Source organism: Thermoleophilum album (assembly GCF_900108055.1).
Classification (GTDB): Bacteria; Actinomycetota; Thermoleophilia; order Solirubrobacterales; family Thermoleophilaceae; genus Thermoleophilum; species Thermoleophilum album.
In genome coordinates this window covers 313984-336699 of record NZ_FNWJ01000001.1, presented here as the reverse complement: position 1 = coordinate 336699, position 22716 = coordinate 313984, and the positions used below count along the sequence as shown (strand labels likewise).

The 22716-nt window shown below is 72.9% G+C and carries 27 protein-coding genes; 18 read left to right on the top strand and 9 right to left on the bottom strand.

Annotation, left to right across the window (positions count from 1 at the left end; genetic code table 11):
• Positions 1-171: 171 nt before the first annotated feature.
• The 3 genes from BLW41_RS01560 to BLW41_RS01550 all read left to right on the top strand — a co-directional run bounded on the left by BLW41_RS01560 (position 172) and on the right by BLW41_RS01550 (position 2817).
• On the top strand, positions 172-1731 hold the full coding sequence (locus BLW41_RS01560; RefSeq protein WP_093115600.1) for a hypothetical protein: 1560 nt from the start codon (positions 172-174) through the stop codon (positions 1729-1731).
• Positions 1709-1903, top strand: a complete 195-nt coding sequence (locus BLW41_RS10810; protein ID WP_093115598.1) for a hypothetical protein — start codon at positions 1709-1711, stop codon at positions 1901-1903. Before BLW41_RS01560 ends, BLW41_RS10810 begins: the two co-directional genes overlap by 23 nt.
• A 101-nt stretch (positions 1904-2004) precedes the next feature.
• Positions 2005-2817, top strand: coding sequence for a TIGR02391 family protein (locus BLW41_RS01550; protein WP_218138185.1), 813 nt, complete (start codon positions 2005-2007; stop codon positions 2815-2817).
• A 9-nt stretch (positions 2818-2826) separates the two neighbouring features.
• Here the strand turns inward: BLW41_RS01550 and BLW41_RS01545 are convergent, their stop codons facing one another.
• The 6 genes from BLW41_RS01545 to BLW41_RS10805 form a co-directional block, all read right to left on the bottom strand.
• The gene (locus BLW41_RS01545; RefSeq protein WP_143038520.1) at positions 2827-3120 is read right to left on the bottom strand and encodes a hypothetical protein; all 294 of its coding nucleotides are present in this window, start codon (positions 3118-3120) and stop codon (positions 2827-2829) included.
• Positions 3121-3350: 230 nt separating this feature from the next.
• Positions 3351-3611 carry a hypothetical protein gene (locus BLW41_RS01540; protein WP_093115595.1) on the bottom strand — a complete coding sequence of 87 codons (261 nt, stop codon included), beginning with the start codon at positions 3609-3611 and terminating at the stop codon, positions 3351-3353.
• 12 nt (positions 3612-3623) lie between these two features.
• Complete coding sequence (locus BLW41_RS01535; RefSeq protein WP_093115593.1) at positions 3624-4502, bottom strand: ArdC-like ssDNA-binding domain-containing protein; 879 nt, start codon at positions 4500-4502, stop codon at positions 3624-3626.
• A 127-nt stretch (positions 4503-4629) separates the two neighbouring features.
• Positions 4630-5151, bottom strand: coding sequence for an RNA polymerase sigma factor (locus tag BLW41_RS01530; protein WP_093115591.1), 522 nt, complete (start codon positions 5149-5151; stop codon positions 4630-4632).
• Positions 5148-5387 carry a hypothetical protein gene (locus BLW41_RS01525; protein ID WP_093115589.1) on the bottom strand — a complete coding sequence of 80 codons (240 nt, stop codon included), beginning with the start codon at positions 5385-5387 and terminating at the stop codon, positions 5148-5150. The genes BLW41_RS01530 and BLW41_RS01525 overlap by 4 nt, the downstream gene beginning before the upstream one ends.
• A 1-nt stretch (position 5388) precedes the next feature.
• Positions 5389-5673, bottom strand: coding sequence for a hypothetical protein (locus BLW41_RS10805; RefSeq protein ID WP_177169237.1), 285 nt, complete (start codon positions 5671-5673; stop codon positions 5389-5391).
• Here BLW41_RS10805 and BLW41_RS01520 point away from each other — a divergent pair.
• From BLW41_RS01520 to BLW41_RS01490, 7 genes are all read left to right on the top strand, one after another.
• Positions 5623-6510 carry an HAD-IC family P-type ATPase gene (locus tag BLW41_RS01520; protein WP_177169236.1) on the top strand — a complete coding sequence of 296 codons (888 nt, stop codon included), beginning with the start codon at positions 5623-5625 and terminating at the stop codon, positions 6508-6510. The two genes, BLW41_RS10805 and BLW41_RS01520, sit on opposite strands and share 51 nt — an antisense overlap.
• The gene (locus BLW41_RS01515; RefSeq protein WP_218138184.1) at positions 6507-8462 is read left to right on the top strand and encodes a heavy metal translocating P-type ATPase; all 1956 of its coding nucleotides are present in this window, start codon (positions 6507-6509) and stop codon (positions 8460-8462) included. Before BLW41_RS01520 ends, BLW41_RS01515 begins: the two co-directional genes overlap by 4 nt.
• Positions 8462-9103, top strand: coding sequence for a cation efflux transmembrane domain-containing protein (locus BLW41_RS01510; RefSeq protein WP_093115585.1), 642 nt, complete (start codon positions 8462-8464; stop codon positions 9101-9103). Before BLW41_RS01515 ends, BLW41_RS01510 begins: the two co-directional genes overlap by 1 nt.
• Positions 9100-9780: a YHS domain-containing protein gene (locus BLW41_RS01505; RefSeq protein ID WP_177169235.1), complete on the top strand. Its 681-nt coding sequence runs from the start codon at positions 9100-9102 to the stop codon at positions 9778-9780. The genes BLW41_RS01510 and BLW41_RS01505 overlap by 4 nt, the downstream gene beginning before the upstream one ends.
• A gap of 79 nt (positions 9781-9859) precedes the next feature.
• Complete coding sequence (locus BLW41_RS01500; protein WP_218138183.1) at positions 9860-10444, top strand: class I SAM-dependent methyltransferase; 585 nt, start codon at positions 9860-9862, stop codon at positions 10442-10444.
• On the top strand, positions 10441-11715 hold the full coding sequence (locus tag BLW41_RS01495) for a cytochrome P450 (protein ID WP_093115581.1): 1275 nt from the start codon (positions 10441-10443) through the stop codon (positions 11713-11715). The genes BLW41_RS01500 and BLW41_RS01495 overlap by 4 nt, the downstream gene beginning before the upstream one ends.
• 107 nt (positions 11716-11822) lie before the next feature.
• Positions 11823-12767, top strand: a complete 945-nt coding sequence (locus BLW41_RS01490) for a cation diffusion facilitator family transporter (RefSeq protein ID WP_093115579.1) — start codon at positions 11823-11825, stop codon at positions 12765-12767.
• Positions 12768-12779: 12 nt separating this feature from the next.
• Here BLW41_RS01490 and BLW41_RS01485 read toward each other — a convergent pair whose 3' ends face one another.
• Complete coding sequence (locus BLW41_RS01485; protein ID WP_093115577.1) at positions 12780-13556, bottom strand: cytochrome c oxidase assembly protein; 777 nt, start codon at positions 13554-13556, stop codon at positions 12780-12782.
• A gap of 278 nt (positions 13557-13834) precedes the next feature.
• Between BLW41_RS01485 and BLW41_RS01480 the strand changes: the two genes are divergently transcribed.
• The 7 genes from BLW41_RS01480 to BLW41_RS10795 all read left to right on the top strand — a co-directional run bounded on the left by BLW41_RS01480 (position 13835) and on the right by BLW41_RS10795 (position 19903).
• Positions 13835-15241 (top strand): hypothetical protein, encoded by a 1407-nt coding sequence (locus BLW41_RS01480; protein ID WP_093115576.1) that lies wholly within the window; start codon positions 13835-13837, stop codon positions 15239-15241.
• A 22-nt stretch (positions 15242-15263) separates the two neighbouring features.
• The gene (locus tag BLW41_RS01475) at positions 15264-16304 is read left to right on the top strand and encodes a multicopper oxidase domain-containing protein (protein WP_093115574.1); all 1041 of its coding nucleotides are present in this window, start codon (positions 15264-15266) and stop codon (positions 16302-16304) included.
• Positions 16304-17500, top strand: a complete 1197-nt coding sequence (locus BLW41_RS01470; RefSeq protein ID WP_093115572.1) for a ZIP family metal transporter — start codon at positions 16304-16306, stop codon at positions 17498-17500. The genes BLW41_RS01475 and BLW41_RS01470 overlap by 1 nt, the downstream gene beginning before the upstream one ends.
• Positions 17500-18183 (top strand): metal-dependent transcriptional regulator, encoded by a 684-nt coding sequence (locus BLW41_RS01465; RefSeq protein ID WP_093115570.1) that lies wholly within the window; start codon positions 17500-17502, stop codon positions 18181-18183. The genes BLW41_RS01470 and BLW41_RS01465 overlap by 1 nt, the downstream gene beginning before the upstream one ends.
• A 50-nt stretch (positions 18184-18233) precedes the next feature.
• The gene (locus BLW41_RS01460) at positions 18234-18821 is read left to right on the top strand and encodes a hypothetical protein (RefSeq protein ID WP_093115568.1); all 588 of its coding nucleotides are present in this window, start codon (positions 18234-18236) and stop codon (positions 18819-18821) included.
• A 172-nt stretch (positions 18822-18993) separates the two neighbouring features.
• Positions 18994-19161 carry a hypothetical protein gene (locus BLW41_RS10800; protein WP_177169234.1) on the top strand — a complete coding sequence of 56 codons (168 nt, stop codon included), beginning with the start codon at positions 18994-18996 and terminating at the stop codon, positions 19159-19161.
• A 49-nt stretch (positions 19162-19210) separates the two neighbouring features.
• Entirely contained in the window at positions 19211-19903 is a 693-nt protein-coding gene (locus BLW41_RS10795; RefSeq protein ID WP_093115566.1) for a DUF3105 domain-containing protein, read from the top strand.
• Here BLW41_RS10795 and BLW41_RS01450 read toward each other — a convergent pair.
• The gene (locus BLW41_RS01450; protein ID WP_093115564.1) at positions 19851-20681 is read right to left on the bottom strand and encodes a cytochrome c oxidase assembly protein; all 831 of its coding nucleotides are present in this window, start codon (positions 20679-20681) and stop codon (positions 19851-19853) included. The two genes, BLW41_RS10795 and BLW41_RS01450, sit on opposite strands and share 53 nt — an antisense overlap.
• Before the next feature lie 179 nt (positions 20682-20860).
• On the opposite strand from BLW41_RS01450, the gene BLW41_RS01445 reads away from it, so the two are divergent.
• Complete coding sequence (locus BLW41_RS01445) at positions 20861-21736, top strand: cytochrome c oxidase assembly protein (protein WP_177169233.1); 876 nt, start codon at positions 20861-20863, stop codon at positions 21734-21736.
• Here BLW41_RS01445 and BLW41_RS01440 read toward each other — a convergent pair.
• Positions 21705-22688, bottom strand: coding sequence for a hypothetical protein (locus BLW41_RS01440; RefSeq protein ID WP_143038518.1), 984 nt, complete (start codon positions 22686-22688; stop codon positions 21705-21707). The genes BLW41_RS01445 and BLW41_RS01440 overlap by 32 nt on opposite strands.
• Between the last annotated feature and the right edge of the window lie 28 nt (positions 22689-22716).

Genomic DNA, 22716 nt, shown 5'->3' with positions numbered 1-22716 from the left:
GCCTCGGCGTGCCGTCCCTGGCACGCCGGTCTGCGCTACCGCTTGACGGCTCGCTGGGCAAGCCGATCGAGGCCTGGAGGGCCGCCGCTTGACGGTTTGTCGCTGGCGTGTCAGCGGCAATGACGCCTCCTCGATGGCGTGCGGGCGCCGGGCGTCTGCTATCCCCGGCCCATGCCCGCGCCCGGAGCTTTCACCTACTCACGCGCGGTCCGCGAGTGGGCGTTCGTGCAGGTCCCGCTCGTGTCGCTGAGCGACTTCCGCAAGGCGGCCGCCGAGCGAGACGTGATGAAGATCTCGCCGTTCGACGCGAGCCCGTGGGAGACGCTCGACCGCGAGGGCCTCCTGCCCCCGGTCGCCTATGCGCTCCACGGCTTCTGGCACGACGACCAGCCGGCCAACCTCGAGAACGGCGATTCGATCGTGCGCGAGGAGCGTGGGTTCGTCGCGTGGGACGAGCTGCGCGCCGAGGCGCGCGAGCGCAACGGCGCGGACCTCTACGTCCTTTACGGGCACTGGCAGCTGCTGAGCCTCGTGACGATCGTCGACCACCTCTCGCCATCGACCCCGCTGCTGGCGCTCGGGCGCGGCCTCGATGAGTTTCACGAGGCGCGCGTCGCGTACGCGAGCGCGCCGATCGACCGCGAGCGCCTGTCCGACGTCGCCCGTGCCAACCGCGCGGAGGAGCTGCTGCTCATCCGGGTGCAGAACCTGTTCATGCCGTCGGTGCGCGGCGGCCGATACCGGGGCGGCCCGGTCGTCGGACTGACCGAGGAGGCCGCGGACTGGGCGATCGAGCAGCGGCGCACATTCGACTACGCCGCCGCCGCCGAGGACTGCGAGGTGACGGCGGAGGATCTGGAGCGGCTGTTCGACGCGTTCGCGACGCGGGCGCACTGGATCGACCCGCTGGAGCGCTGGTTTCACCTGGCCGACCAGGTCAAGCGGCGCGAGCGCGAGCGGCTGAAGGGCGCCGCGCTGCGCGCGCTCGACCTCTACGACGCGGCACGCGTCGTGCGCAGCTGGCACGCCCAGCTTGCCGGCGAGCCGCTGCCCGACGTCGACGAGCTCTTCGGGATCCACCCGAAGGAGGCCAAGCGGCGCATGTACGGCACCGACGAGCTGCGCGGCAACTGCGAGGTGCTGCCGGCGCTGCTGGAGCACTTCGGCCTCTATCCGTGGCGGGTGCAGCTCATCGCCGAGGGCAAGTCGGACCTGGCGATGCTCGAGGAGGTGCTCGCCGCCCGCTACGACCTGAGCTTCGGCTACCTCGGCATCCACGCGTTCGCGCTCGGCGGCGCCGACATCCCGGCCAACGCCGAGCTGATCCTGGGCGCGGTGCGCGTGTACAGCAACTACTACCTGCTGCTCTTCGATAACGAGGGGCGCCCGCGGCAGAATCGAGGCGCTGGTGCGCGCCGGCCACATCGAGGGCGTCTCCGACGCCCAGCGCAAGCGCGCGCTCGAAGACGCGCTCGCCGAGGCGCGGGCGCGCACGTTCGCCACCGCCGACGAGCGCCGTGCCGCGCTGCGGGCGGCACGCGAGGGCGCGCAGCGGCTCGAGGACGAGCCCGGGCAGGCGCCCGAGTTCCTCATCTGGCAGGAGGACATCGAGGCGGACAACTTCACGGTCGCCGAGGCGTGCGAGGTGATCAACGCCACGGCCCGCCAGCTCGAGGGGCTGGCCGAGTTCGAACTGGATCCCGACGCGATGGCCGCACTCGTCGCGGCTGAGGCCGACAGGCCGAAGGAGGCGCGGAGGGGCATGGCGGGCGTGCTGCTCGACGCGGCCGCCGCCGAGGATCCGCCGTTCGAGCTGAGCAAGCCCGAGCTCGCGCGCCGGCTGGCGCACCACCCATCGCCAACCCCGAGCGCGACGGGGCGCAGCGGCCGGTCTTCGACCTAGCCGAGCACCTCGTCCGCCTGACGATCGCCGACCGGCGCCTGCGCGGCGAGCTTCGCTGAGCGCCGGCCCGTTGCGTCTGCCGCGGGCGCGACGATCAGCGGGTGGCAGCCCCGAACGCGCCCCCGCCGTTCTCCGCCTCGACGGTCGAGATGGTCTGCCGCGCGCTCGGCGAAGCCGTGCGCGGCCACCAGATCGCCAACCTCATCGCGGTCCTGAAGGTCAGTGAGGATGCGAGCGAGGCGCGCAACACCAAGTGGAAGCGCCTGTTCAACGCGGTGGCGGCGGCGCAGAACCGCCAGCGCGACGGACGCCCGCTGCTGCGCCTGGTCGGCGAGGTCATGCAGCCGGTCCGGTTCGAGTCGCCAGATGAGTTCGAGGCGCATCGCGTCGCGGTCAGCGAGCGGCTGCTGCTGTCCGGCTACCGCGTGCGCGAGGACGGCAAGGTCGCGCGCGTGCCGCGGGCTACGACTCTGTCAGAGGCGCAGCAGCGCGCCGACGCGCTGCGGGCTGAGCTCGCCCGTCGGGACGTGCATTCCGATGTCCTGCACTTCTGCCGCGCGGAGCTCGTGCAGCAGAACTACTTCCACGCCGTGCTCGAGGCGTGCAAGAGCGTCGCCGAGAAGCTGCGCGACCTGAGCGGCGCGCAGGGCGACGGGGCATCGCTCGTCGACGCGGCCTGCTCGCTGTCGTCGGGCCCGATCGTGGCATTCAACGCGCTGGCGACCGAGTGGGAGCGGTCTGAGCAGACCGGTCTGGCCACGCTGCTGAAGGGCGTGTTCGGCACGTTCCGCAACCCGACGGCGCACGCGCCGAAGGTGCTCTGGGCGACGTCGCGCAGGGACGCGCTCGACATGCTGACGCTCGCCTCGATGCTGCACCGCCGCCTGGACGCGGCGACGGTGCGCAAGCGGTGAGGCGGGCGGTCAGAACCAGCCGTGCATCGGCGGGTAGCCGACGCGCTTGGCCTTGGCGAGGTAGTCGGCGACGAGCGCGTCGAGCGCGGCCTTGCTCTCGAGCTGTGGCTCGACGAGGTAGCGGCGACCGTCGCCGTGCGCGGGCTCGTCGGTGACGCGGACGATCCCGTCGACGCGCTGGCCGATCAGCACGCGCGGCTCGCCGGTGTCCGTGCTGTAGGTGGCGAGCTGGACCCGCTGGCCGGTGCGGCGCTCGGCGCTGGCGGTGTTCGCGGTGCTCCTGGTGGTGTGGGTGGTGGGCATGGCCGCGATGCGGGCGGTCGTCGCCGGCCCGGAACCCGAACGCAGTGAGGGCCCGTCAGGGAGCCCCGTCGCGTCAGCGACCGGCCGCAGGCCGGCCCGCAGGGCGGGGCTTGCAGGGCCCAACGGCGCGACCGCCACGCTGCGGTCCATGTCCCGCCCCCGCGTCCACCAGCAACCGCGACCGCTCGCCCTTTCGCCGCCGCACGGGACGCCACCTACGACACGCGCCGTCACCGCACCTCGTCGACAGGCCAGCGCCGCTCCTCGGCGATGGTGTGCGGCAGTCGCTGCTCGCGCAGGTAGGCCAGGACGCGGTCGACGTCGCTCGTCTTGGTGAGGTCGAACAGGTAGCCCCCGGGCCACGTCTTGAACCGGCCCGGCGGCTGGCCGAGCAGCCGGTGGATCTCCGCGTACTGCGCTTCGCTCAGCGCACCGTGGATGTCGACGGTGCGCTCGAGCAGCCGGTAGTGCGAGGACCGCTGCGGTGTCATGGCGGCTCCCTTCTACGCCGCGAGGGCGTTCGCCGTGTCGTCGTCGGCCGTCTCGTCCTCGCCGATCGCCGTCTCGATCCGGCGGGCGATCGTGTCGATCGTGCCGGCGTACTCGCGGATGGCGTCGAGCGCGCCCTCCTCGCCCCAGCCGGCCACGTAGGGCACGCTCTCGCCGGAGACGTCGAGCCCGGCCGAGCCGCAGACGATGTAGGTGACGCAGTCGACGAGGACCTCGGCCTGCTGTCGGCCGTACTGGCGGTAGCCGACGCCGAGCGCGTGCGCCAGCTCATGGACGAGCACGCGGACCTGCGCGTTGGCCGCGAGGTGCTCGTTGATGACGATCTCCATGCGGTGTGGGTCGCACCAGCCGTCGGCGCCGCCGTCGAGCGGCAGGTACCGGACGCTGTAGCCGAGTTGCCCGGCGAGGTTCTCGAGCGGCGTCAGCAGGCGCGCGTGGCTGTCACCGCTGATCGGCGTGCGCGGAGGCTCGAGCGCGACCGGGTCGCGGCCGGGCAGCGGATCGGTCTGGGAGACGTCGAACACGGCGACCGAGCGGAAGACGGTGCGGCGCTCGTCCTCGTCGGCGTCGTCGGCGTCGCGCTGGCGGACCGTCATCGGGGCGAGGATCCGGATGGCCTTCTCGCCCTTGCGCACGCAGCGGTTGAGCTTCAGGAACGCGCGAAAGCCGGCCACGAACGTGGCGTCGGGCTTCTGCCATGCGATCAGCATCTGGTTGCCGAGCGAGTAGCGCGCCAGGCCGTTGGTCGCGCGCACGCGCAGCCAGCGCTGCCAGCCGTCGGTTGACAGCAGCGCGTGGGCGGCCTGCTCGAGGCGGTCGCGATCGGCGGCGCGGCGCGCGGCGCGCTCGGCGGCGGTCGTGGTCTGGGCCATCAGGCACCGTCCCTTCGGTTCGTGACCCCGCCCGGTGCGGGGCCGATCCCGCACCGCCCCGCACGCCGCCAGGCGTGCCACCCTGCAGGCGGTGCTCGGCCCGCACCGGCGCGCGCGGCTTCCGCGCCTACGCCGCCGCCTCGGACTCGCGGATGCGGCGACGCGCCTTGACGAGCTGCTTGTTGACGTTCGTGTAGGTCGCGTCGCCGCGCAGGCGCTGAATCTCCGCGTAGCGATAGCCGGCGACGAGCAGCGCCAGGGTCCGGCGCTGGCGCTCGGGCAGGTCGGCGAGGACTCGCAGCGCGCGTCGCGCCTCGATCGTGTCGTCGAGCGAGCCGCGGTCCGGGACGAACGCGTCCCAGCCGTCGCCGTCGGCGCACCCGAGATCCTCCAGGCGCGTCGCCCGGTGATCTTCGCGGGAAAGGCGGTAGGCCTCCCGGATGGCAACGGTCCGCAGCCACGCGAAGAGCCGGTCGGTCCGCTCGGGCTGGCGACGGAGCAGGATCGCCCACGCGTTCGCGCACGCGTCCTCGACCACCGCCTCGGGCGTGCGGACCGCGCCGCGGACGGCGCGCAGCAGCCGCGCGTGATGCTGGGCGAACAGCTGCGCCTCGTCGCCGCGCAGCGCGACGCGCCGGTGGCGGCTCATCGTGCTGCTCCCACACGCTTGCCGACGACCGGCCGGCGCAGGGCGCGGCCCGGCGATGCCACCATCGCACGCAGCTGCTTGCGGCGTGCGGCGCGGCGCGCGGCCTTGGCCGCGCGCGCGGCGGCCGCCCGCTGGCGGCGCCACTCGGTCAGCGTCTGGCCGGGCGGGATGTCGGTGTGCTCGTAGGCAAAGGCGCCCACGAACGACGCCGGCTCGGTGAGCTCGACGCGCTGCACGTCAGGACACCCGCTCGGGCAGCTCGCCGCCGTGGACGGCGACCGCGTCGAGGTCGAGCTCTAGCTGCGCGGAGATCGGTCGGGCCAGCAGCGCGGCGATCTGGCGGCTGGCCTGGGCTCGCGTGCGCGGGTAGCTGAACGTCGTGCCGGTGCGCTGGGCGAGCGCGCGCAGGAACGCGAGCTGCCTCGGGCGGACGGCTTCGAGTCGCTTCCCGGGCGTGGCGCCCGCGCGACGGTGGAGGGCAGGACGCTGTGGGCAGGCGGGCCGAGACTGGCTGCCGACCACCTGGCGACCCTTCCCCCAGCCGTGGCCGAGGCCGAGGGTCGAGGCGAGACCGCGATCCTGCTGGGCGACGGCGAGCGCGTCGTGGCGGTGTTCGGCGTAGCCGATCAGCCCCGCGCCGAGGCGGCCGCCGCCGTGAACGGCCTCTACGACCGTGCGGGCGTCGACCACGTGGTCATGCTGACCGGTGACAGCGAGCGCGTGGCGCGCGCAGTCGCCGCACGGACCGGCGTGCGCGAGTGGCGCGCCGGGCTGCTGCCCGAGGACAAGCTCACTGCCATCCGGTCGATCCGCGAGAAGTACGGCGAGACGGCGATGGTCGGCGACGGCGTCAACGATGCCCCCGCACTCGCCGGCGCGACGGTCGGCGTGGCGATGGGCGCGGCCGGCAGCGACGTCGCGCTGGAGTCCGCCGACGTGGCGCTCATGGGCGACGAGCTGGAGCGGTTGCCCGAGGCGATCGAGCACAGCCGCCGCGCGCTGCGGATCATGCGCCAGAACGTCGTCATCTCGCTGGCCACCAAGGCGGTCTTCGTGGCGCTGGCGCCGCTGGGGTTCGTCTCGCTCGTGCTCGCCGTCGCCGCCGACATGGGCGTCTCGCTGCTCGTGACGCTCAACGGGCTGCGCCTGCTCGGCAAGGGCGACAAGCCCAGCACCGCGGCCACCCCCGCGGGCTCTGTGACGGCCCCTGCCGCCGCTGCCTGCTCGGACGGCTGCTGCTCGCCGGCGACCAGCGAGCCGCCGACGCCGCAGCCGCTCGTGCTCGTGCAGGCCGGCGGGGACGGCGCGTGCGCGGACGGTTGCGGCTGCTCCAGCGATGACCACCAGGCACGAAAGTGAGCCGCGCCGACGACGATGATGACGACGTCCCGGTCGGCGGGCCGCTGAGCTGGCGCGAGGCGACCTACAAGTTCGGGCCGCTGCGCAACGCGCTCGCGGCGGCGCTGCTCGTCGCGGCGGGGCTTGCCGTCGAGTGGCTCGACGGACCGGAGGCGGTGGCGATCGCGCTGTTCCTGGCGGCGCTCCCGGTGGGCGCGTGGTACTTCGCCCAGGAGGGCTTCGAGGAGCTCGTCGAGGAGCGCGAGATCGGGATCGAGGCGCTCATGCTCCTCGCGGCCGCCGGCGCGCTGGTGTTCGGGCTGTTCGAGGAGGCGACGGCGCTGATCGTGCTGTATGCGCTCGCCGAGTCGGTCGAGGAGCTGACGTTCGCGCGGACCCGTTCGGCGATCCGCGGGCTGCTGGATCTCGCGCCCAAGCAGGCGCACCGGCTCGTCGACGGCCGCGAGGAGACGATCGACGCCGAGCGGTTGCGCATCGGTGAGGTCTTCCTCGTGCGTCCGGGCGAGGCGCTGCCGACCGACGGCGTCATCCGCGACGGCACCTCGACGCTCAACGAGGCGGCCGTCACCGGCGAGTCGGTGCCGGTCGAGAAGGGCCCGGGTCAGGACGTCTTCGCCGGCACGCTGAACGGCGAGCGGGCGATCGAGGTGGAGGTCACGCGCGCGTACGCCGACAACACGCTGGCGCGCATCGTGCACCTTGTCGAGGAGGCGCACAGCCAGAAGTCGCGCGCGCAGCGCTTCGTGGACCGGTTCGCCACCCGCTACAGCCCCGCCGTGCTCGCCGCCGGCGTGCTCATCGCCGTCCTCGGACCCGTGTTCGGCGGCGACTGGAAGGAGTGGGCGCTGCGCGGCGTCACCGTGCTGGTCGCCGGCGCGCCGTGCGCACTGGTGATGTCCGTGCCCGTGGCGGCCGCGGCGGCGATCAGCCGCGCCGGCCGGGAGGGGATCCTCATCAAGGGCGGCCTGCAGCTCGAGGCGCTCGGACGCGTCCAGGCCGTCGCGTTCGACAAGACCGGCACGCTGACCAAGGGCGCACCGCAGCTCACCGACGTCGTCGCCCTCGCCGGCGACGAGCGCGAGGCTCTTCGGGTGGGAGCGGCGGTCGAGGCGCGCTCCGAGCACCCGCTGGCGCACGCGATCGTGACCGCCGCGCGCGAGCGCGACCTCGAGATGCCGGCAGCGCAGGACTTCGCCGCGCTCGTGGGCCACGGCGCCGGGGCGCGCATCGAGGGCCGCGAGGTCTGGGTCGGCAGCCCGAAGCTCGTCGCCGAGCGCGCGCCGGACATCGAGCTGCCGGCCGAGGTGGAGGATCTGCAGGGGGAGGGCAAGACCGTCGTGTTCGTCGGCGAGGGCGAGCGGCTGCTGGCGCTGCTGGCGCTCCGCGACGAGCCGCGCCCGGAGGCCGTCGAGGCGCTCGACCGCCTGCGCCGGATCGGGGCCCGTCATCTCGTCATGCTGACCGGCGACAACCGCCGCACCGCCGAGGCGATCGCCGGCCAGCTCGGCATCGACGAGGTGCTCGCCGAGCTCAAGCCCGAGGACAAGGTCGCCGCGGTTGAGCAGCTGCGCGAGCGCTACGGGACGGTCGCGATGGTCGGCGACGGCATCAACGACGCCCCCGCGCTGGCGACCGCCGACCTGGGGATGGCCATGGGCACGGGCGGCAGCGACGCCGCGATCGAGGCGGCCGACGTCGCGCTCATGGCCGACGACATCACGAAGGTCGCCGAGGCGCTCCGGCTCGGGCGCCGCGCGAGCCGCATCTCGCGGCAGAACCTGCTGTTCAGCATCGTGCTGCTCGCCGTGCTGATCCCCAGCGCCGTCATCGGTCTACTCACGGTCGTCGTGGCCGTTGCCGTGCATGAGGTGTCTGAGCTGCTGGCCGTCGGTAACGGCGTGCGCGCCGCGCAGCGTCCGGCGCGGCTGGCCCCGGCGGCAGCGGAGGCCTGATGCACGGCCACGACGGAGTCGCGATCGAGCCGGCGGTGCTCCGCGACACCGAGCGACTGCGCAGGCGCGGCCTGCGCCTGGCGTGGTTCATCGTCGTCTGGGACGTCATCGAGGGCGGCGTCGCGGTCACCGCCGGCCTCGCCGCCGGGTCGATCGCCCTGGTCGGCTTTGGCATCGACTCGACGATCGAGGTGTTCGCCGCCGCGGTGGTGATCTGGCAGCTCCGCGGAGGCGCGCATGCCCGCATGCACACCGCGCTGCGCCTGATCGCGATCACCTTCTTCGTGCTGGCCGCCTACGTGGCCTTCGAGTCGGTTCGTGACCTCGTCGGTCAGGACAAGGCCGGCGAGTCCATTGTCGGGATCGTCCTCAACGTGGTCGCGCTCGCCGTGATGGTCCCCGTCGCGATCGCCCAGCGTCGCACAGGCCGCGAACTCGAGAACCAGGTGCTCGTCGCCCAGAGCGAAGAGACGTGGCTGTCGAACTACCTGTCGATCAGCCTCCTCGTCGGCCTAGGCCTCAACGCCGCGTTCGGCCTGTGGTGGGCCGACCCCGTCGCCGCTCTCGTCGTTGCCGGCATCGCGCTCCGCGAAGGGCGAGAAGCGTGGAACGAGTCGCGGAAACAGGACGATTCCGAGTGAGCGACGAGCGGCACACGTTCGTCTTCGCCGACCTCGCCGGGTTCACGGCGCTGACCGAGGCGCACGGCGACGAACGCGCGGCCGACATCGCGCTGGAGTTCTGCCGCGAGCTGAACCGCCTCTTGCCGGAGGACGCGGAAGACGTGAAGATGCTCGGAGACGCGTGCCTGCTGCGTGTCGGCGATGCCGGCGAGGCTGTGGGTCTCGGCCTGCGGCTGACTGGCGACCTGTCGCGCCGCCACGGGTTCCCGGACGTGCGGGTGGGAATGCACACCGGCACCGCGGCGCGACGCGGCGCCGACTGGTTCGGCTCGACGATCAACATCGCCGCCCGCGTCGCCGCGCTCGCCGGCCCATGCGAAGTCCTGCTCACCGCCGCGACGCGCGACGCGGCCGGCATGCCGGACGGCGTGGTCTTCGAGGGCTGCGGCGCGCACGAGCTGCGCCACGTCGCCGCCCCCGTCCACCTCTTCCGGGCGCGCAGCGTCGACGAGGACGCGCGCGACGGCCGGTGGGTCATCGATCCGGTCTGCCGCATGCGCCTCGACGTCGACCAGGCGGCCACCTCGATCGAGCATGACGGCACCGAGCGGTACTTCTGCTCGGCACTCTGCGCCGGCAAGTTCGCCCGGTCGCCTGACCGCTACCTGCGCGACGCCGCGCACGTGCCGCTATGACGCGCCGCCGCCGTGCCGGCGAGCTGGTCGGCGGCGGGCTGCTGGCCGCCGCGCTGTGGTGGCGCAGGCACCCGTCCGCGTGCCCGTACTCCCAGCGCTTCTGGGTCGACGCCCCGCATCCCTTCATCACGCGCGGGCGGTTGCGGAGGCGCTGGGGCCGCTCGCCGGCGCTCGCGTGCTGGAGGTCGGACCGGGCACCGGCTACTACACCCTCCCGGTGGCGGACTGGATCGGCGCCGGCGGCCGGCTGGACATCTTCGACGTCCAGCAGGACATGCTCGACCTGACGACGCGCCGCGCCCGCGCACGCGGCCTGGACAACATCGTCGCCACCCAGGGCGACGCGCGGTCGCTGCCCTACGACGACCGCAGCTTCGACGCCGCGTTCCTCGTCAGCGTCCCGGGGGAGATCCCAGATCAGGACGATGCGCTGCGCGAGCTCGCCCGCGTCCTGCGGCCCGGCGGGCGGCTCGTCGTTGGCGAGCTGTTCGGCGACCCGCACTGGGTCGCACCCGGCGCGCTGCAACGCCGCGCCGAGACGGCGGGGCTGCGCTTCGAGGAGCGGATCGGCAGGCCGCTCGCCTACTTCGCGCGGCTGTCGCGCCCCACCGGCGCCTGGACACCAACGATCGTCGCCGACGACGACGAACGGAGGGAACGATGAGCAGCACAGCCACCCCAGAACGCAAGATCCCGCGGGAGAAGACGCTCGACAGCACTGTCGCGCTGCTGCGCGAGGCGTATGAGTTCATCCCGCGCCGCGCCCGGCGCTACGGCAGCGACGTCTTCGAGACGCGGCTGATGCTTCAGCCGGCGATCTGCATGACCGGCGCCGAGGCCGCGCGGGTGTTCTACGACGACGATCGAATGACCCGCCTCAAGGCCATGCCGCCCACCGTGCTGACGCTCCTGCAGGACAAGGGCAGTGTCGCGCTGCTCGACGGCGCGGCGCACTACCATCGCAAGGCGATGTTCCTGCAGCTGCTCGGGCCAGGAAGCTTCGACCGGCTCGTGGACCTCACCGCCGCCGAGTTCGCCACGGCCGCGACGCAGTGGGAGCGTCGCGACGCGGTCGTCGTCCTCGAGGCCGCCCAAGAGGTGCTCTGCCGGGCGGTCTGCACCTGGACGGGCGTGCCGCTTGAGGAGTCCGAGGTCCACCAGCGCACGCGCGAGCTGGCGGCGATGTTCCACGGCGCCGGCAGCATCGGCCCGCGCCAGTGGCGCGGGCAGGCGCTGCGCGCCCGCCACGAGCGGTGGGTCCGCCAGATCATCGAGGACGCCCGCGCCGGGCGCCGAACGTTGCCGGACGGCAGCCCGGCAGACGTGATCGCCCGCCACCGCGATTCCGACGGACAGCCTTTGGACGCCGCGGCGGCTGCGGTGGAGCTCATCAACATCCTGCGCCCGACGGTCGCCGTTGCGATCTACGTCACGTTCGCCGCACTCGCGCTCCACGAGCATCCGCACGCGGCCGAACGCGTGCGCGCCGGCGGCGACGGCGAACTTGAGCAGTTCGCGCAGGAGGTCCGTCGCTTCTACCCGTTCTTCCCGCTCGTCGGCGGCCGCGTCGTCAAGCCCTTCACCTGGAACGGCGTGGAGTTTCCGGAAGGTCGCCGGGTCCTGCTCGACCTCTACGGCACCAACCGCGATCCGCGCCACTGGGAGGGCCCTGACGAGTTCCGGCCGGAGCGCTTCCAGGACTGGCCCGGCGACCCCTACACGCTCATCCCGCAGGGTGGCGGCGACCATCGAACGAACCACCGCTGTCCCGGCGAGTGGTCGACGATCGCGCTGACCAAGGTCGCCGTCGCGTTCTTCGGCTCGTCGATCGAGTACGACGTCCCTGAACAGGATCTCCGGGTCGACCTGTCGCGGATGCCCGCCATCCCGCGAAGCGGCTTTGTGATCGCTAACGTCCGTGCCGCTGGATCATGAGACGACCAGCTCGCACGCCGGCCGCGAAACTGGGCCGACGGCGGGCAAGCCCACGACGGTCGGTTCCGTACCCGTAGTCTCGGTCTACCCGCGAATCAGGAGCGCGAGTGCCACACGAACACGACCACAGCGGCGGACACGCCGGCCATAGCCATGCCCCGTCGGCCGACGCTGACCGCCGCTGGCTGGCCATCGCGCTGGCGCTCATCGCGGCGTTCATGGGCGTCGAGGTGGTCGTCGGCCTCATCGCCAACTCGCTGGCGCTGCTGTCCGACGCCGCGCACATACTCACCGACGCCGCGTCGATTGCGCTCGCGCTGTTCGCCGCGCGGCTGGCGGGTCGAGCGCCCGGCGGGCGCTTCACCTTCGGCCTCGGCCGGGCGGAGATCCTGTCGGCGCTGGTCAACGGCGCCTCGCTGCTCGTGCTCGCGGCGATCATCGGCTACGAGGCCGTGCGCCGCCTGTTCGAGCCGCCCGACGTCGAGGGCGCGCTGGTCATCGTGGTCGGCGTCGTCGGCGGCCTGGTCAACGTCGGTGCGGCGTGGGCGCTCTCGCGCGCCGAGCGCCGCTCGCTGAACGTCGAGGGCGCCCGCGCCCACGTTCTCGCCGACCTGTACAGCTCGGTCGCCGCGGCCAGCGCCGGCCTGATCATCGTCACGACCGGCTTCCGCGAGGCCGACGGCATCGCCGCGCTCATCGTCTCCGCGCTGATGCTGCGCTCAGGGCTCAGCCTCGTGCGCCAGTCCGGCGGCGTGCTGCTCGAAGCCGCCCCACGCGGCGTCGACCCCGACCGCATCGGGCACGCCATGGCCAGCCAGCGCGGCATCGTCGAGGTCCACGACCTCCATGTCTGGGAGATCACCTCCGGCTTCCCGGCGCTGTCCGCCCACGTTATCGTCGGCCGCGACGCCGACTGCCACGCCCTGCGCCGCCAGCTCGAGCGCGTGTTGCACGACGAATTCGAGATCGCCCACACCACGCTGCAGGTCGACCACGAGGGCGGCGAGCTCGTCCAGCTGGAGATGCCCGAGCAGCGTCGCACCACGGAGTAGGCCGGTCCGCCGTCACTGCGCGCCGGGCTCCTCCATGCCGCGCTCCTCGGCCTGCAACTCGGCCTCGTCGCGCTCGAGCATGCGGATGAACACGACCGCGAGCGCGACCGCCATAGGCGCCTCCTCGACGACCGTCAGGGCCGCGCCCGCGACCGTCTGGTCGGTGCCGGCGTCGAGTCCCCACAGGCGGCGCGGCGCGTTCACGTAGACGTCGTAGAGCGGCCGTGGAGCCCACGTCAGCACGATCCCGAGGGCGCCCAAGATCAGCTCGTCAGCGGTCATGTACAGGAAGGCGGCGATGCCGCGCAGGCGGCGCCGCCACGCCGGGTCGCCCGCGACGGGCAGCCACACGATGAAGCCGACCAACAGGAACGAGGCATGCTGCAGAGCGGCCAGCAGCGGGTTGCCGGCGGCTGCGTCGAAGGCGGCCGGGACGTGCCAGCCGTAGGCGACGGCGGCCAGCAGCACGAGCGGCACGAACAGCGGCGTGCGCTCGGCCAGCGACGCGAACGCGGGAGCCCGCCGCCCCAGGACGCCGGGCGTGATGGCACGAACCATCAGCAGCGGCGCGACGTGGATGAGCAGGATGAGAACGGCGACGTGGGCTACGGCCGACCGCGTCTCGGCGAGCCGGTACAGCGGGCCCTGCGCGGCGACGAGCACGACGGCGGCACCAGCCCCGAACGCGACGAGGTGCCACCCGCGAGCGTCCGCCGCCTGGCGCCAACGCACGCCGTAAGACGCTGCCGCCGCGAGTACGGCGGCCAGCAGGAACCACGTTGCGCTCATCGTGCCGTCACGGTCACCGGTCGCGGTTGGAACTCGTAGATCGCGCTGTTTGCGACAACTGTGCTGCGGGGAGCCACGGCATCTCTGTAGCAGCCTGCGCTGCTGGGGACCGTAGTGCCGGGGATCACAGCCCCAGCGCGGGCCCCCGCGTTGCCGCCGGCGCCGTTGCCGCAATCAGGCGCAGGCAGCGTCCTCGCGCCACACGGCGGCTACGACGGGGTGCCGCCGGTTCGGTCAGCGGGGGCCCGCGGTGCGGCCGCTGGCTACGGTCAGGGCCCGTGCAGCGCGCTCTGACTCACGTCGTCGCTGGCGCAGTTCTCGCATGGCTGCTCGCCGGCCTTGGCTTCGTCAACTACGACACGCTCTTCAACCTCAACTGGGGGCACGAGCTCGCCGAAGGCCGGACTCCCGAACTGACGGTGGAGCGCGCCCCGACGCCGAAACCGCTGGTCATCGCGGCAGGCGCCGTGCTCGCTCCGCTCGAGCACACGGCACAGCCCGTGGTGGCTATCGGCGCGCTCGTCGCGCTCGGTGCGCTGGCCGCTGCCGCCTTCGCCGTGGCCCACGCCGTGTCCGGAAGCGTGGCGGGCGTGGTCGCCGCGGTCCTCGTGCTCACCCGAGAACCGGTGCTCTCGTTCGGCGTCCGCGCCTACATCGACATCCCGTACGCCGCGCTGGTCCTCGCCGCGGTCGCACTCGCGCTGCGACGACCGAGCGCGTTCACGCCGATCATGCTGATCCTCGGGCTCGCCGGGCTGCTGCGACCCGAAGCCTGGCTGCTGGGCTTTGCTTATGCCGCGTACGTGCTGGCCGCGAGGAGACCGGATGCGATCACGGTCGTTCGGCTCGCAGGGCTCGCCGTGCTGGCGCCGGCGGCGTGGCTGCTTGCCGACGCTGTCCTCGCCGGCGATCCGCTCTGGTCGCTGACGGGCACGCAGGAGGCGGCCAGGGTGCTCGAGCGGCCGAGAGGCCTGGGTGATGCGGCGCTTCTCGCACCGCGGCGCCTGGGTGAGATCGTTCGCGAGCCCGTCCTCTTCGCAGCCCTGGGCGGAGCGGCGCTGTGTATCGGCCCGCTGCGCGCGCGGGCGCGGCCACTGCTCGGCGCGACGCTCGTCGCCGGGCTGGCGTTCGCCGCGCTCGCCGCGGGCGGGCTGCCGGTGCTCGGACGCTACCTGCTACTCGCCGGCGCCCTGGTCGTCGTGCTGGCGGCGGTGGGCGTGGTCGAGGGTGTGCGTCGCGCGAGGGGGGCGTCGTGGCCGCTTCGGGCGTTCGCCGTCGTAGCGGTCCTGATGTTCGCGGCGTTCACGCCGGCTCAAGTCGAGCGGATCGAGCGGCTGCAGTCGACGATCGCCGCGCAGCGTCAGATCGTGGACGATCTCCACGCCGCCGTCCACGCGGACCGCCGGTCGCTGGGGTGGTGCCCCGAGGTCACTGTGGCGAGTCACCGCCTCACACCCCTGCTCGCCGCCTGGCTCGACCAACCGGCGAGCAAGTTCCGTGTGCGATCCCAGCCTGGTCAAGGCGGCGTCTACGTCGCGCCCGCAACCTCACGCGTCGCCCGCCTGTTCGTGCTGGATCGCGGCGAGAGCGCCACCCCGCCGTCCCGCGCCCCGCGCGAGGCGGCGCCGCGCTATGCCAACCGCTCGTGGCGCCTTCTCGCCTCGCCGCCGTTCTGCCGCGCTTGACGAAGGAGTTAGACATCGCACAATGCTGCCTGTGGCGGGGCTAACAAGGCGAAAGCTGCTCGCGTGGCTTCCCGCTGCAGGTGCGGCGGGAGTCGTCGTGACCGAGGCGCTCGCCGGCTCTGACACGGGTCGGGTCGCCCGCGCCGCCCGCCACTCGGCGGGCGGGCACGGTCGTGGCGACGCCGCGGGCCACGCGGCATTCCGCGGGAAGGTCGACGCCGACCGCAACGGCTTCGACCCGCATCGGGTTCTGCGGGACTTCGACTGGGGCAAGACGACGCGGCTGCCGAGCGGACGCGTCTTGCGCCAATGGGAGCTCGTCGCCACCGATCGCGACGTCGAGGTCGCGCCCGGCGTGACCTTCCCGGCCTGGACGTACAACGGGCGCATCCCCGGGCCGACCATCCGCGCGCGCGAGGGTGAGCGCCTGCGCATCAGGTTCGCCAACGGCTCGCGCCACCCGCACACGATCCACTTCCACGGCATCCACGCGGCTGCCATGGACGGCGTGCCGGGCGTGGGCGCCGGGCAGATCGAGCCCGGCCAGAGCACGACCTACGAGTTCGACGCGGAGCCGTTCGGCATGCACCTGTACCACTGCCACGTCCGCCCGCTCGCCGAGCACATCGCCAAGGGCCTCTACGGCGCGTTCATCGTCGACCCCAAGGACGGCCGCGAGGACGCCGACGAGATGGTGATGGTCATGCACGGGTTCGACACGAACTTCGACCGCGAGAACGAGATCTACGCGGTCAACGGGATCGGCTTCGCCTACATGGACCCGCCGATCCGCGTCAAGCGCGGCGAGCTGGTGCGCCTGTACCTCGGCAACATGACCGAGTTCGACCCGGTCAACTCCTACCACCTGCACGGCAACTTCTTCGACTACTACCCGACCGGGACGTCCCTGCGGCCGGCCGAGTACACCGACACGATCATGCAGTGCCAGGGCCAGCGCGGCATCCTCGAGTGGCGCTTCCCGGACACCGGGCGCTTCATGTTCCACGCCCACCAGTCCGAGTTCACCGAGCTCGGGTGGCAAGGGTTCTTCGAGGTCGTGTGATGGAGGCCCGCACCGCGACCGGAGAGCTTGTCCGCGGGCGTGAGGGACGCTTTCCGCGCTGGCTGGTGGGGCTCGCCCCGCTTGCTCTCGCCGCTGTCGTGATCGGCGGCTTCGCGCTGCTCGACGGCCCCGGGCTCGGCGAGCGGACCGGCCCGCCGGTGGAGGAGCTGGCCGTCGAGCGCACGGTCCTCGAGCCAGGCGCGATCGAGCTCACCGTCCGCAACGACGGCCCGGACGCCGTGGCGATCGCCCAGGTGCTGGTCAACGACGCCTACGTCGGGTTCACCGGCGCGGAGCGGCCGATCGGACGGCTCGAATCGGAGACGCTGCGCATCCAGCAGCCGTGGGTGGAGGGCGAGGCGTATTCGATCGCGCTGCTGACGTCGACGGGCGCGACGATCGAGCAGGAGATCCCGGTCGCCGTGCAGACCCCGGACAGCGACCTCTCGTTCCTGGGGCTGATGGCGCTGCTCGGCGTCTACGTCGGCGTCATCCCCGTGGCGCTGGGAATGCTGTGGTTGCCGTGGGTGCGGCGCATCCCGCGTGCGTGGCTGCGCGCGGTGATGGCGCTGACCGTCGGGCTGCTGGCGTGGCTGGGGCTCGACGCGACCCTGGAGGGGCTGGAACTCGCCGGGTCGGGCTCGCAGGCATTTGGTGGCGCCGCACTCGTCTTCGTGGGCATCGCCGTCTCCTACCTGGTCCTCAGCGGCGTGTCGGCATGGCTGGACCAACGGCGCTCGAGCGCGAGCGGAGCGCGCCTCGCGCTGCTCGTCGCGGTTGGCATCGGCCTGCACAACCTGGGAGAGGGCGTGGCGATCGGATCGGCGTACGCGGTCGGTGCGCTGGCGCTCGGCGCGTTCCTGGTCGTCGGCTTCGCGATCCACAACACCACGGAGGGGCTGGCGATCGTCGCCCCGATCGCGGCGCGCAAGCCGCGGATCGGCAGGCTCGTCGCGCTCGGGCTGATCGCCGGCGCTCCCGTCATCCCGGGGGCGTGGCTTGGCGCGGCCGCGTTCAACCCGAGCGCCGCGGCGTTCCTCTTCGGTCTGGGTGCGGGGGCGATCGTCCAGGTCGTGGTCCAGCTTGCGCCGTCGCTGCGTGACGATGAGGGGCGCACGCTTCACCCGCTCGCGGTCGCCGGCGTGCTCGCGGGCCTGGCGATCATGTTCGTCACCGCGCTGCTGGTCACGGTGTGATGGCAGCGGAGGAGCTCCAGCAGCGTTCGGATGCCGTGGAGGACTACGCGAAGGCGATCTATGCGCTGCAGCGGCGCAGCGGCGCGGGGGCGGCGGCCACGAATGCCCTCGCCGAGCGGCTCGGTGTCACCCCTGCCTCGGTGTCGGCGATGGCCAAGAAGCTCGCTCGCCGCGGCCTTGTCAGGCACGTCCCCTACAAGGGCGTGCGGCTGACCGCAGAGGGCGAGCGGCTGGCGCTCGAGGTCCTGCGCCATCACCGCCTCCTGGAGCTGTACCTCGCCGAGCACCTCGCGGTTCCCTGGGACCGCGTCCACGACGAGGCCGAGGCGCTCGAGCACGTGCTGTCGGAGGACCTCGAGGCGCGGATCGCGGCGAAGCTCGGCGATCCCACCCACGATCCCCACGGCGACCCGATCCCCGACGCCGACCTGCACATCGACGAGGGCGAGACGTGCAGCCTGGCCGACCTGGAGCCCGGCGACCGTGGCCGCTTCGTGCGCGTCTCGGACTCCGACCCCGCGATGCTGCGCTACCTCGACGAGCGCGGCGTGCGGCTCGGCGACGCGCTCGAGGTCCTGGACCGCCAGCCCTTCGGCGGTCCGCTGACCGTGCGCTTCGGCGACACGCAGCACGTCTTCGGCGGGGCGCTGGCCGGCGCCATGCGCGTCGAGCTGCGAGCGTGACCGAAGCGCTCGCGGCGTGCCGTCGCGCGGGCGCGTAGGCTGTCTCGTCGATGTCTCGACGGCTCTCGTCGCTGCGCACCGCCGCGCTGCTCTGTGCCGGCGCGTTCGGCGTCCATCAGCTCCGCTACCTCGGAGCGTTCGGCGGCGAGGCCGAGCAGGCGCTGCACGACTCCGGCCACGACTACCTGCTGGGCGTCGAGCCGCTTATCGGGCTGGCGATGGCCTTCCTCGTCGGCCATCTGCTGTGGCGGTTGCTGTTCGCGCGACGCGGACGCGAGCCCTTCAGCCGCGCGCAGGCCGGCGTGTCGTTCGCCGGCGCGCTCGTCCTGGTGTTCACCGTCCAGGAGCTCAGCGAGGGCTGGGTGGCCGCAGGGCACGCTCCGGGGCTCGGCGGGGTGTTCGGCGCCGGCGGCTGGCTCGCGCTCCCACTGTCGGTCGTCGCCGCAGGCCTGCTCGTGCTCTTCATCCGCGCCGAGGACGCCGCCGCGGACACCGACGTTGTCGGCGTTCGTCTTGGCCTTCCGCCTGCGGCGGCCCGGCCCGCCGCCCTCGCGGCGCCCGACTCCGCCGCGCCGAGCACGCGCCGTCTGCCCCGGCACCTGGCCGGCCGCGGCCCGCCAGCCGTCCTGTCGCACTGACGCACGCTGCCGCCCGCCAGTCGAGTGGGCGGAGCACCGCTTGTGGCGGATCGCTCGCCCAGCGGTCGCGTTCACCGGCGCCAAGGCGCCGCGATAAAGACAGCGCGGGCGGGGCCACCCCGCTGCGGCGGGCTTGATCGCGCTCTCGCTGCCGGGTTCGACAGGAAGAAGGATGACGATGGTGGTGCTCGCCCATGGCGGCCACTGGCTGGTCAACGTGATGTACGTCGCGCCGGTGATCGTGGTCGTCGGCTGGATCGCGGCGCAGGCGCTGCGTGATCGCCGGCGCGCCAGCCGCGGGACGGACGGCGCCCTTCGCCGTCGCTCCCGACGTCGCTGAACACAGCCTCGCCGTCATCCCCAGACATCAACGGTTCGGCAGGAGTGACATGAGCAGCAGGCAGAAGGAGAAGGAGCAGCGCCGCCGCGAACGGCTGGCAAAGGAGGAGGCCGCGCGTCGCGCGCAGGCGCGTCGCAAGCGCCTGATGATCGCCGGCGCGGGAGGCGCGGCCGCCGTCGCTGCCGCAGTGGTGATCGCCGTCGCGTCCGGCGGCGACGACGGCGGCGGCAGCGGCGGCGGCGCCTCGGCCGACGCGGCGATCCCGGCCCGCTCCGAGCAGGATCTCGCGGCGGCCGCCAGGGCTGCGGGCTGCGAGGTCAAGCAACACCGCGACGAAGGCAGCTCACACACCGAAGAGGCGGTGCGGTACGGGACGAACCCTCCGACGTCAGGGGCGCACGCGCCTTCCGCGGCCGCCGACGGGATCTACGCCGCCGGCAACCCGCCGGAGCTCGGCCAGTCCGTGCATGCGCTGGAGCACGGCCGCGTCAACATCCAGTACCGCCCCGGCACCCCGGCGCGGCGGGTCGCCCAGCTGGAGACGCTCTACAACGAGGAGGTCAAGGGCCAGAGCGGCTACCACACCCTGCTGTTCGAGAACCAGACGGACATGCAGGCGGCGGTGGCCGCGACGGCGTGGACGCAGTCGCTGACCTGCCGGACGCTCAACGACCGGACCTGGGACGCGCTCAGAGCGTTTCGCGAGGACTTCGTGGACAAGGGTCCGGAGTTTGTCCCGTAGCGCCATAGCGCTCCCTTCGCTGCTCGTCGCGTTCGGATTCGGCGAGCATGCGGACGAACAGCCAGGCAAAGGCGGCGCCCATGACGATCATCTGCTCGAGCGCCATGACGGCGCCGCCGACCGCCTGGTCCTCGGCAGCGGAGAGCCCCCAGAACCGCGGCTGCTCCTCGTAGAACCCGTAGAACGAGTCCGGCGCGAACGTGAGGAAGACGCCGAGCAGCCCCACCAGGATCTTCGTGGAGACCATGTAGCCGGCGGCACCAAGGCCGAGCAGCCGGTGGCGGCTGCGGATCGGCGAGAAGATGTGCCACCAGTACAGCGTGCCGGCCAGCGCGAACGAGACGTGCTCGAACGCGTGAAGGAACGCGTTCCCGAGCGCCGCGTCGTACAGCGCCGGGACGTGCCAGATCCACATCGTGACCACGTAGAGCGTGATCGCGAAGGCGGGGCTCGCGAACACCCCGGCGCGACGTTCCAGGTCGACCATCCGGCGCGTGATTGGACGCAGGATCTTCCGCGTGAGGCCCAGGATGAGGAGAACCGCGGCGATGTCCAGCAGCAGCAGGTGCTGGACCATGTGAACGAAGAAGAACTGCTCGCTGAGGGTGTCGATCGGGGACAGCAGCGCCGCCGCCGTCACCGCGATCCCGACCAGGAACAGGGCGACCCGCAGCGGGCGCTCCCCGGTGCGCCGCCAGCGCCTGAGGTACCAGACCGCGACGGCGGTGAGGAGCACGACCGGTCCCGGAGCAAGCGACCAGGAGATGTCAGGGTCCATGTGTTCCAGCCCTTCGTCTGCGATATGCGCGCGTCGCCCAGAAGGGTCGCGCGCCACGCGAGGCGAAACGACCCTGACCCGCTCGCGCAGAGGCTACGAAGAACGGCCGCGCGGCCCGGCCGGCACGGCACGAGCGACAATGCGTGCGCATGCCGGTTGAGCTGGAGCCGACCGTCCTCGTGGTCAGCGGCGTCGCGATCGCCGCCTACGCGCGCGCGGTCCGCGTGCTGCGCCGCCGGGGACGCAGCACGCCGCGCCGCCAGCAGGCGGCGTGGTACGGCGGCGTGGCGCTTGTCGCCGTCGCAGTGGTCGGGCCGTCCGGGGCGTATGCCGACGAGCTGATGTCCGCGCACATGGCCGAGCACCTGCTGCTGGCCGACATCGCGGCCCCGCTGCTGATCGCCGGCGCGCGCACGCCCGTGCTCGTGCACCTGCTGCCGCCGCGCCTGCTCGTCATCTTCGCCCGGCGGCGAGCCATCCGCGCGGCGTTCGGCGCGCTGCGCCGGCCGGCGGTGGCGATCGGCGTCTACGCGGTCGTGCTGTACGCGTGGCATCTGCGTCCGGCGTTCGAGGGCGCGCTGCGCAGCGAGGCGCTGCACGCCTTCCAGCACCAGTCGTTTCTGGCGATCAGCGTGCTGGTGTGGTGGTCGGCGCTTGAGCCCGGCCGGGGGCGCATGCCCGGCGAGCTGTGGAAGATCGGGCACATCTTCGCCGCGCGGATGGTCAGCGTCTTTCTGGGGATGGCGTTCATCTTCGGCGGCCAGGCCTTCTACGCCGGCGTCTACGGCTCGACCACGCAGCGCTATGGCCTCACACCGCTCGCGGACCAGCAGACCGCGGGCGGCATGATGATGAGCCTCGACGTGATCATCATCATGGTCGCGCTAACGCTGTTCTTCTGGCGGGCCGCCGCCGACTTCGATCGCCGGGAAGCGGCGGCGGCGCGAGCATCCGAGGAGGCGCGGCCGGCCGCCGCCCCGGAACCCGCGGTCACGCCGGAGGCCGCGGCGGGCGAGCCGGCCGTCAGCGCAGCGCGGCCTGCACGGCGCGGGTGAACGCGCGGACGCCGAAGGCGCCCTCGAGGCGCGCGGCGATCCGGCCGCGCCGGTCGATCGTGAACAGCCACGGCTCCGTCGGCAGGCCGAACGCCTTGGCCGGGCGGTTGAGGCCGTTGCGCTCCTGGTTACCGGCGTATGGCTCCTGGTGGATGAAGGTCATCTGCCTGCCGTACGTGCGGTCGAGCTGGGCGGCGACGTCGAGCACCGGTCCGCAGGTGCGCGTCTCGCACTGCGACGGCGCCGAGAAGAGGATTGCGACCGGCCGCTTGCCGAGCACGTCGTCGAGGCTGACCTTGTGCATGTCGTCGGGTGGCACGCGGGTGTCGATCTTGGCGATGTCTCCGCCGGCCGACGCGACGGTGTCGGTGGCGATGCGTGGCGCGGGCTGCCCGATCGCGGGGACGGGGGCGCGACGGCGCACGGTGACCTGCGTGGCGGCGCCGGTGAGCTGGCCCGCCTGGCTGGCGAGGACCAGCACCGCGTAGCGGCCGGGTCGCGGGAACCGAACGTCGGCGCCATAGATGGCGCTGACGCCGCCGCCCGAGCCGGCGCCGGTCTTGCTGCGGAACTCGGGTGCCACCGTCAGCGGATCCTGCGGCGCGAGGAACGGCCCCTGCGCCCGTCCCGACGGGGATCGCGCAACGTAGACGGCCGCGGGCAGCTCGAGGAGCTTGCCGGACTGGTCGATCAGCCCGAACGCCAGCCGCTGGCGGCCGGGCACGATGACGGATGTCGCGAGCCCGACCTGTGGCCCGGCCTTGGCTTGGTCCGCGATCGCCTGGAGGCTTTCCCCGGACGCGGCCGGGAATGCGGCGGCGGTCGGCCGCTCGGCGGGCGACGGCTCGGTGCGACTCGGCCCCGCATCCGGTCGGCTGGGCGACTCGTCGCCGCCGCAGGCGACCAGCAGCGCGGTCAGCGAAGTTGCGATCACAGCGAGCCCGCCGCGCATGAGCGCGCATACTGCCGCATCGCTGTGG

Coding starts and splice junctions, on each gene's coding strand:
- BLW41_RS01560 (WP_093115600.1), top strand. CDS start 172: ATGCCCGCGCCCGGAGCTTTCACCTACTCACGCGCGGTCCGCGAGTGG.
- BLW41_RS10810 (WP_093115598.1), top strand. CDS start 1,709: ATGGCCGCACTCGTCGCGGCTGAGGCCGACAGGCCGAAGGAGGCGCGG.
- BLW41_RS01545 (WP_143038520.1), bottom strand. CDS start 3,120: ATGCCCACCACCCACACCACCAGGAGCACCGCGAACACCGCCAGCGCC.
- BLW41_RS01540 (WP_093115595.1), bottom strand. CDS start 3,611: ATGACACCGCAGCGGTCCTCGCACTACCGGCTGCTCGAGCGCACCGTC.
- BLW41_RS01535 (WP_093115593.1), bottom strand. CDS start 4,502: ATGGCCCAGACCACGACCGCCGCCGAGCGCGCCGCGCGCCGCGCCGCC.
- BLW41_RS01530 (WP_093115591.1), bottom strand. CDS start 5,151: ATGAGCCGCCACCGGCGCGTCGCGCTGCGCGGCGACGAGGCGCAGCTG.
- BLW41_RS01510 (WP_093115585.1), top strand. CDS start 8,462: ATGCACGGCCACGACGGAGTCGCGATCGAGCCGGCGGTGCTCCGCGAC.
- BLW41_RS01495 (WP_093115581.1), top strand. CDS start 10,441: ATGAGCAGCACAGCCACCCCAGAACGCAAGATCCCGCGGGAGAAGACG.
- BLW41_RS01485 (WP_093115577.1), bottom strand. CDS start 13,556: ATGAGCGCAACGTGGTTCCTGCTGGCCGCCGTACTCGCGGCGGCAGCG.
- BLW41_RS01475 (WP_093115574.1), top strand. CDS start 15,264: ATGCTGCCTGTGGCGGGGCTAACAAGGCGAAAGCTGCTCGCGTGGCTT.
- BLW41_RS01470 (WP_093115572.1), top strand. CDS start 16,304: ATGGAGGCCCGCACCGCGACCGGAGAGCTTGTCCGCGGGCGTGAGGGA.
- BLW41_RS01465 (WP_093115570.1), top strand. CDS start 17,500: ATGGCAGCGGAGGAGCTCCAGCAGCGTTCGGATGCCGTGGAGGACTAC.
- BLW41_RS01460 (WP_093115568.1), top strand. CDS start 18,234: ATGTCTCGACGGCTCTCGTCGCTGCGCACCGCCGCGCTGCTCTGTGCC.
- BLW41_RS10800 (WP_177169234.1), top strand. CDS start 18,994: ATGACGATGGTGGTGCTCGCCCATGGCGGCCACTGGCTGGTCAACGTG.
- BLW41_RS10795 (WP_093115566.1), top strand. CDS start 19,211: ATGAGCAGCAGGCAGAAGGAGAAGGAGCAGCGCCGCCGCGAACGGCTG.
- BLW41_RS01450 (WP_093115564.1), bottom strand. CDS start 20,681: ATGGACCCTGACATCTCCTGGTCGCTTGCTCCGGGACCGGTCGTGCTC.
- BLW41_RS01440 (WP_143038518.1), bottom strand. CDS start 22,688: ATGCGCGGCGGGCTCGCTGTGATCGCAACTTCGCTGACCGCGCTGCTG.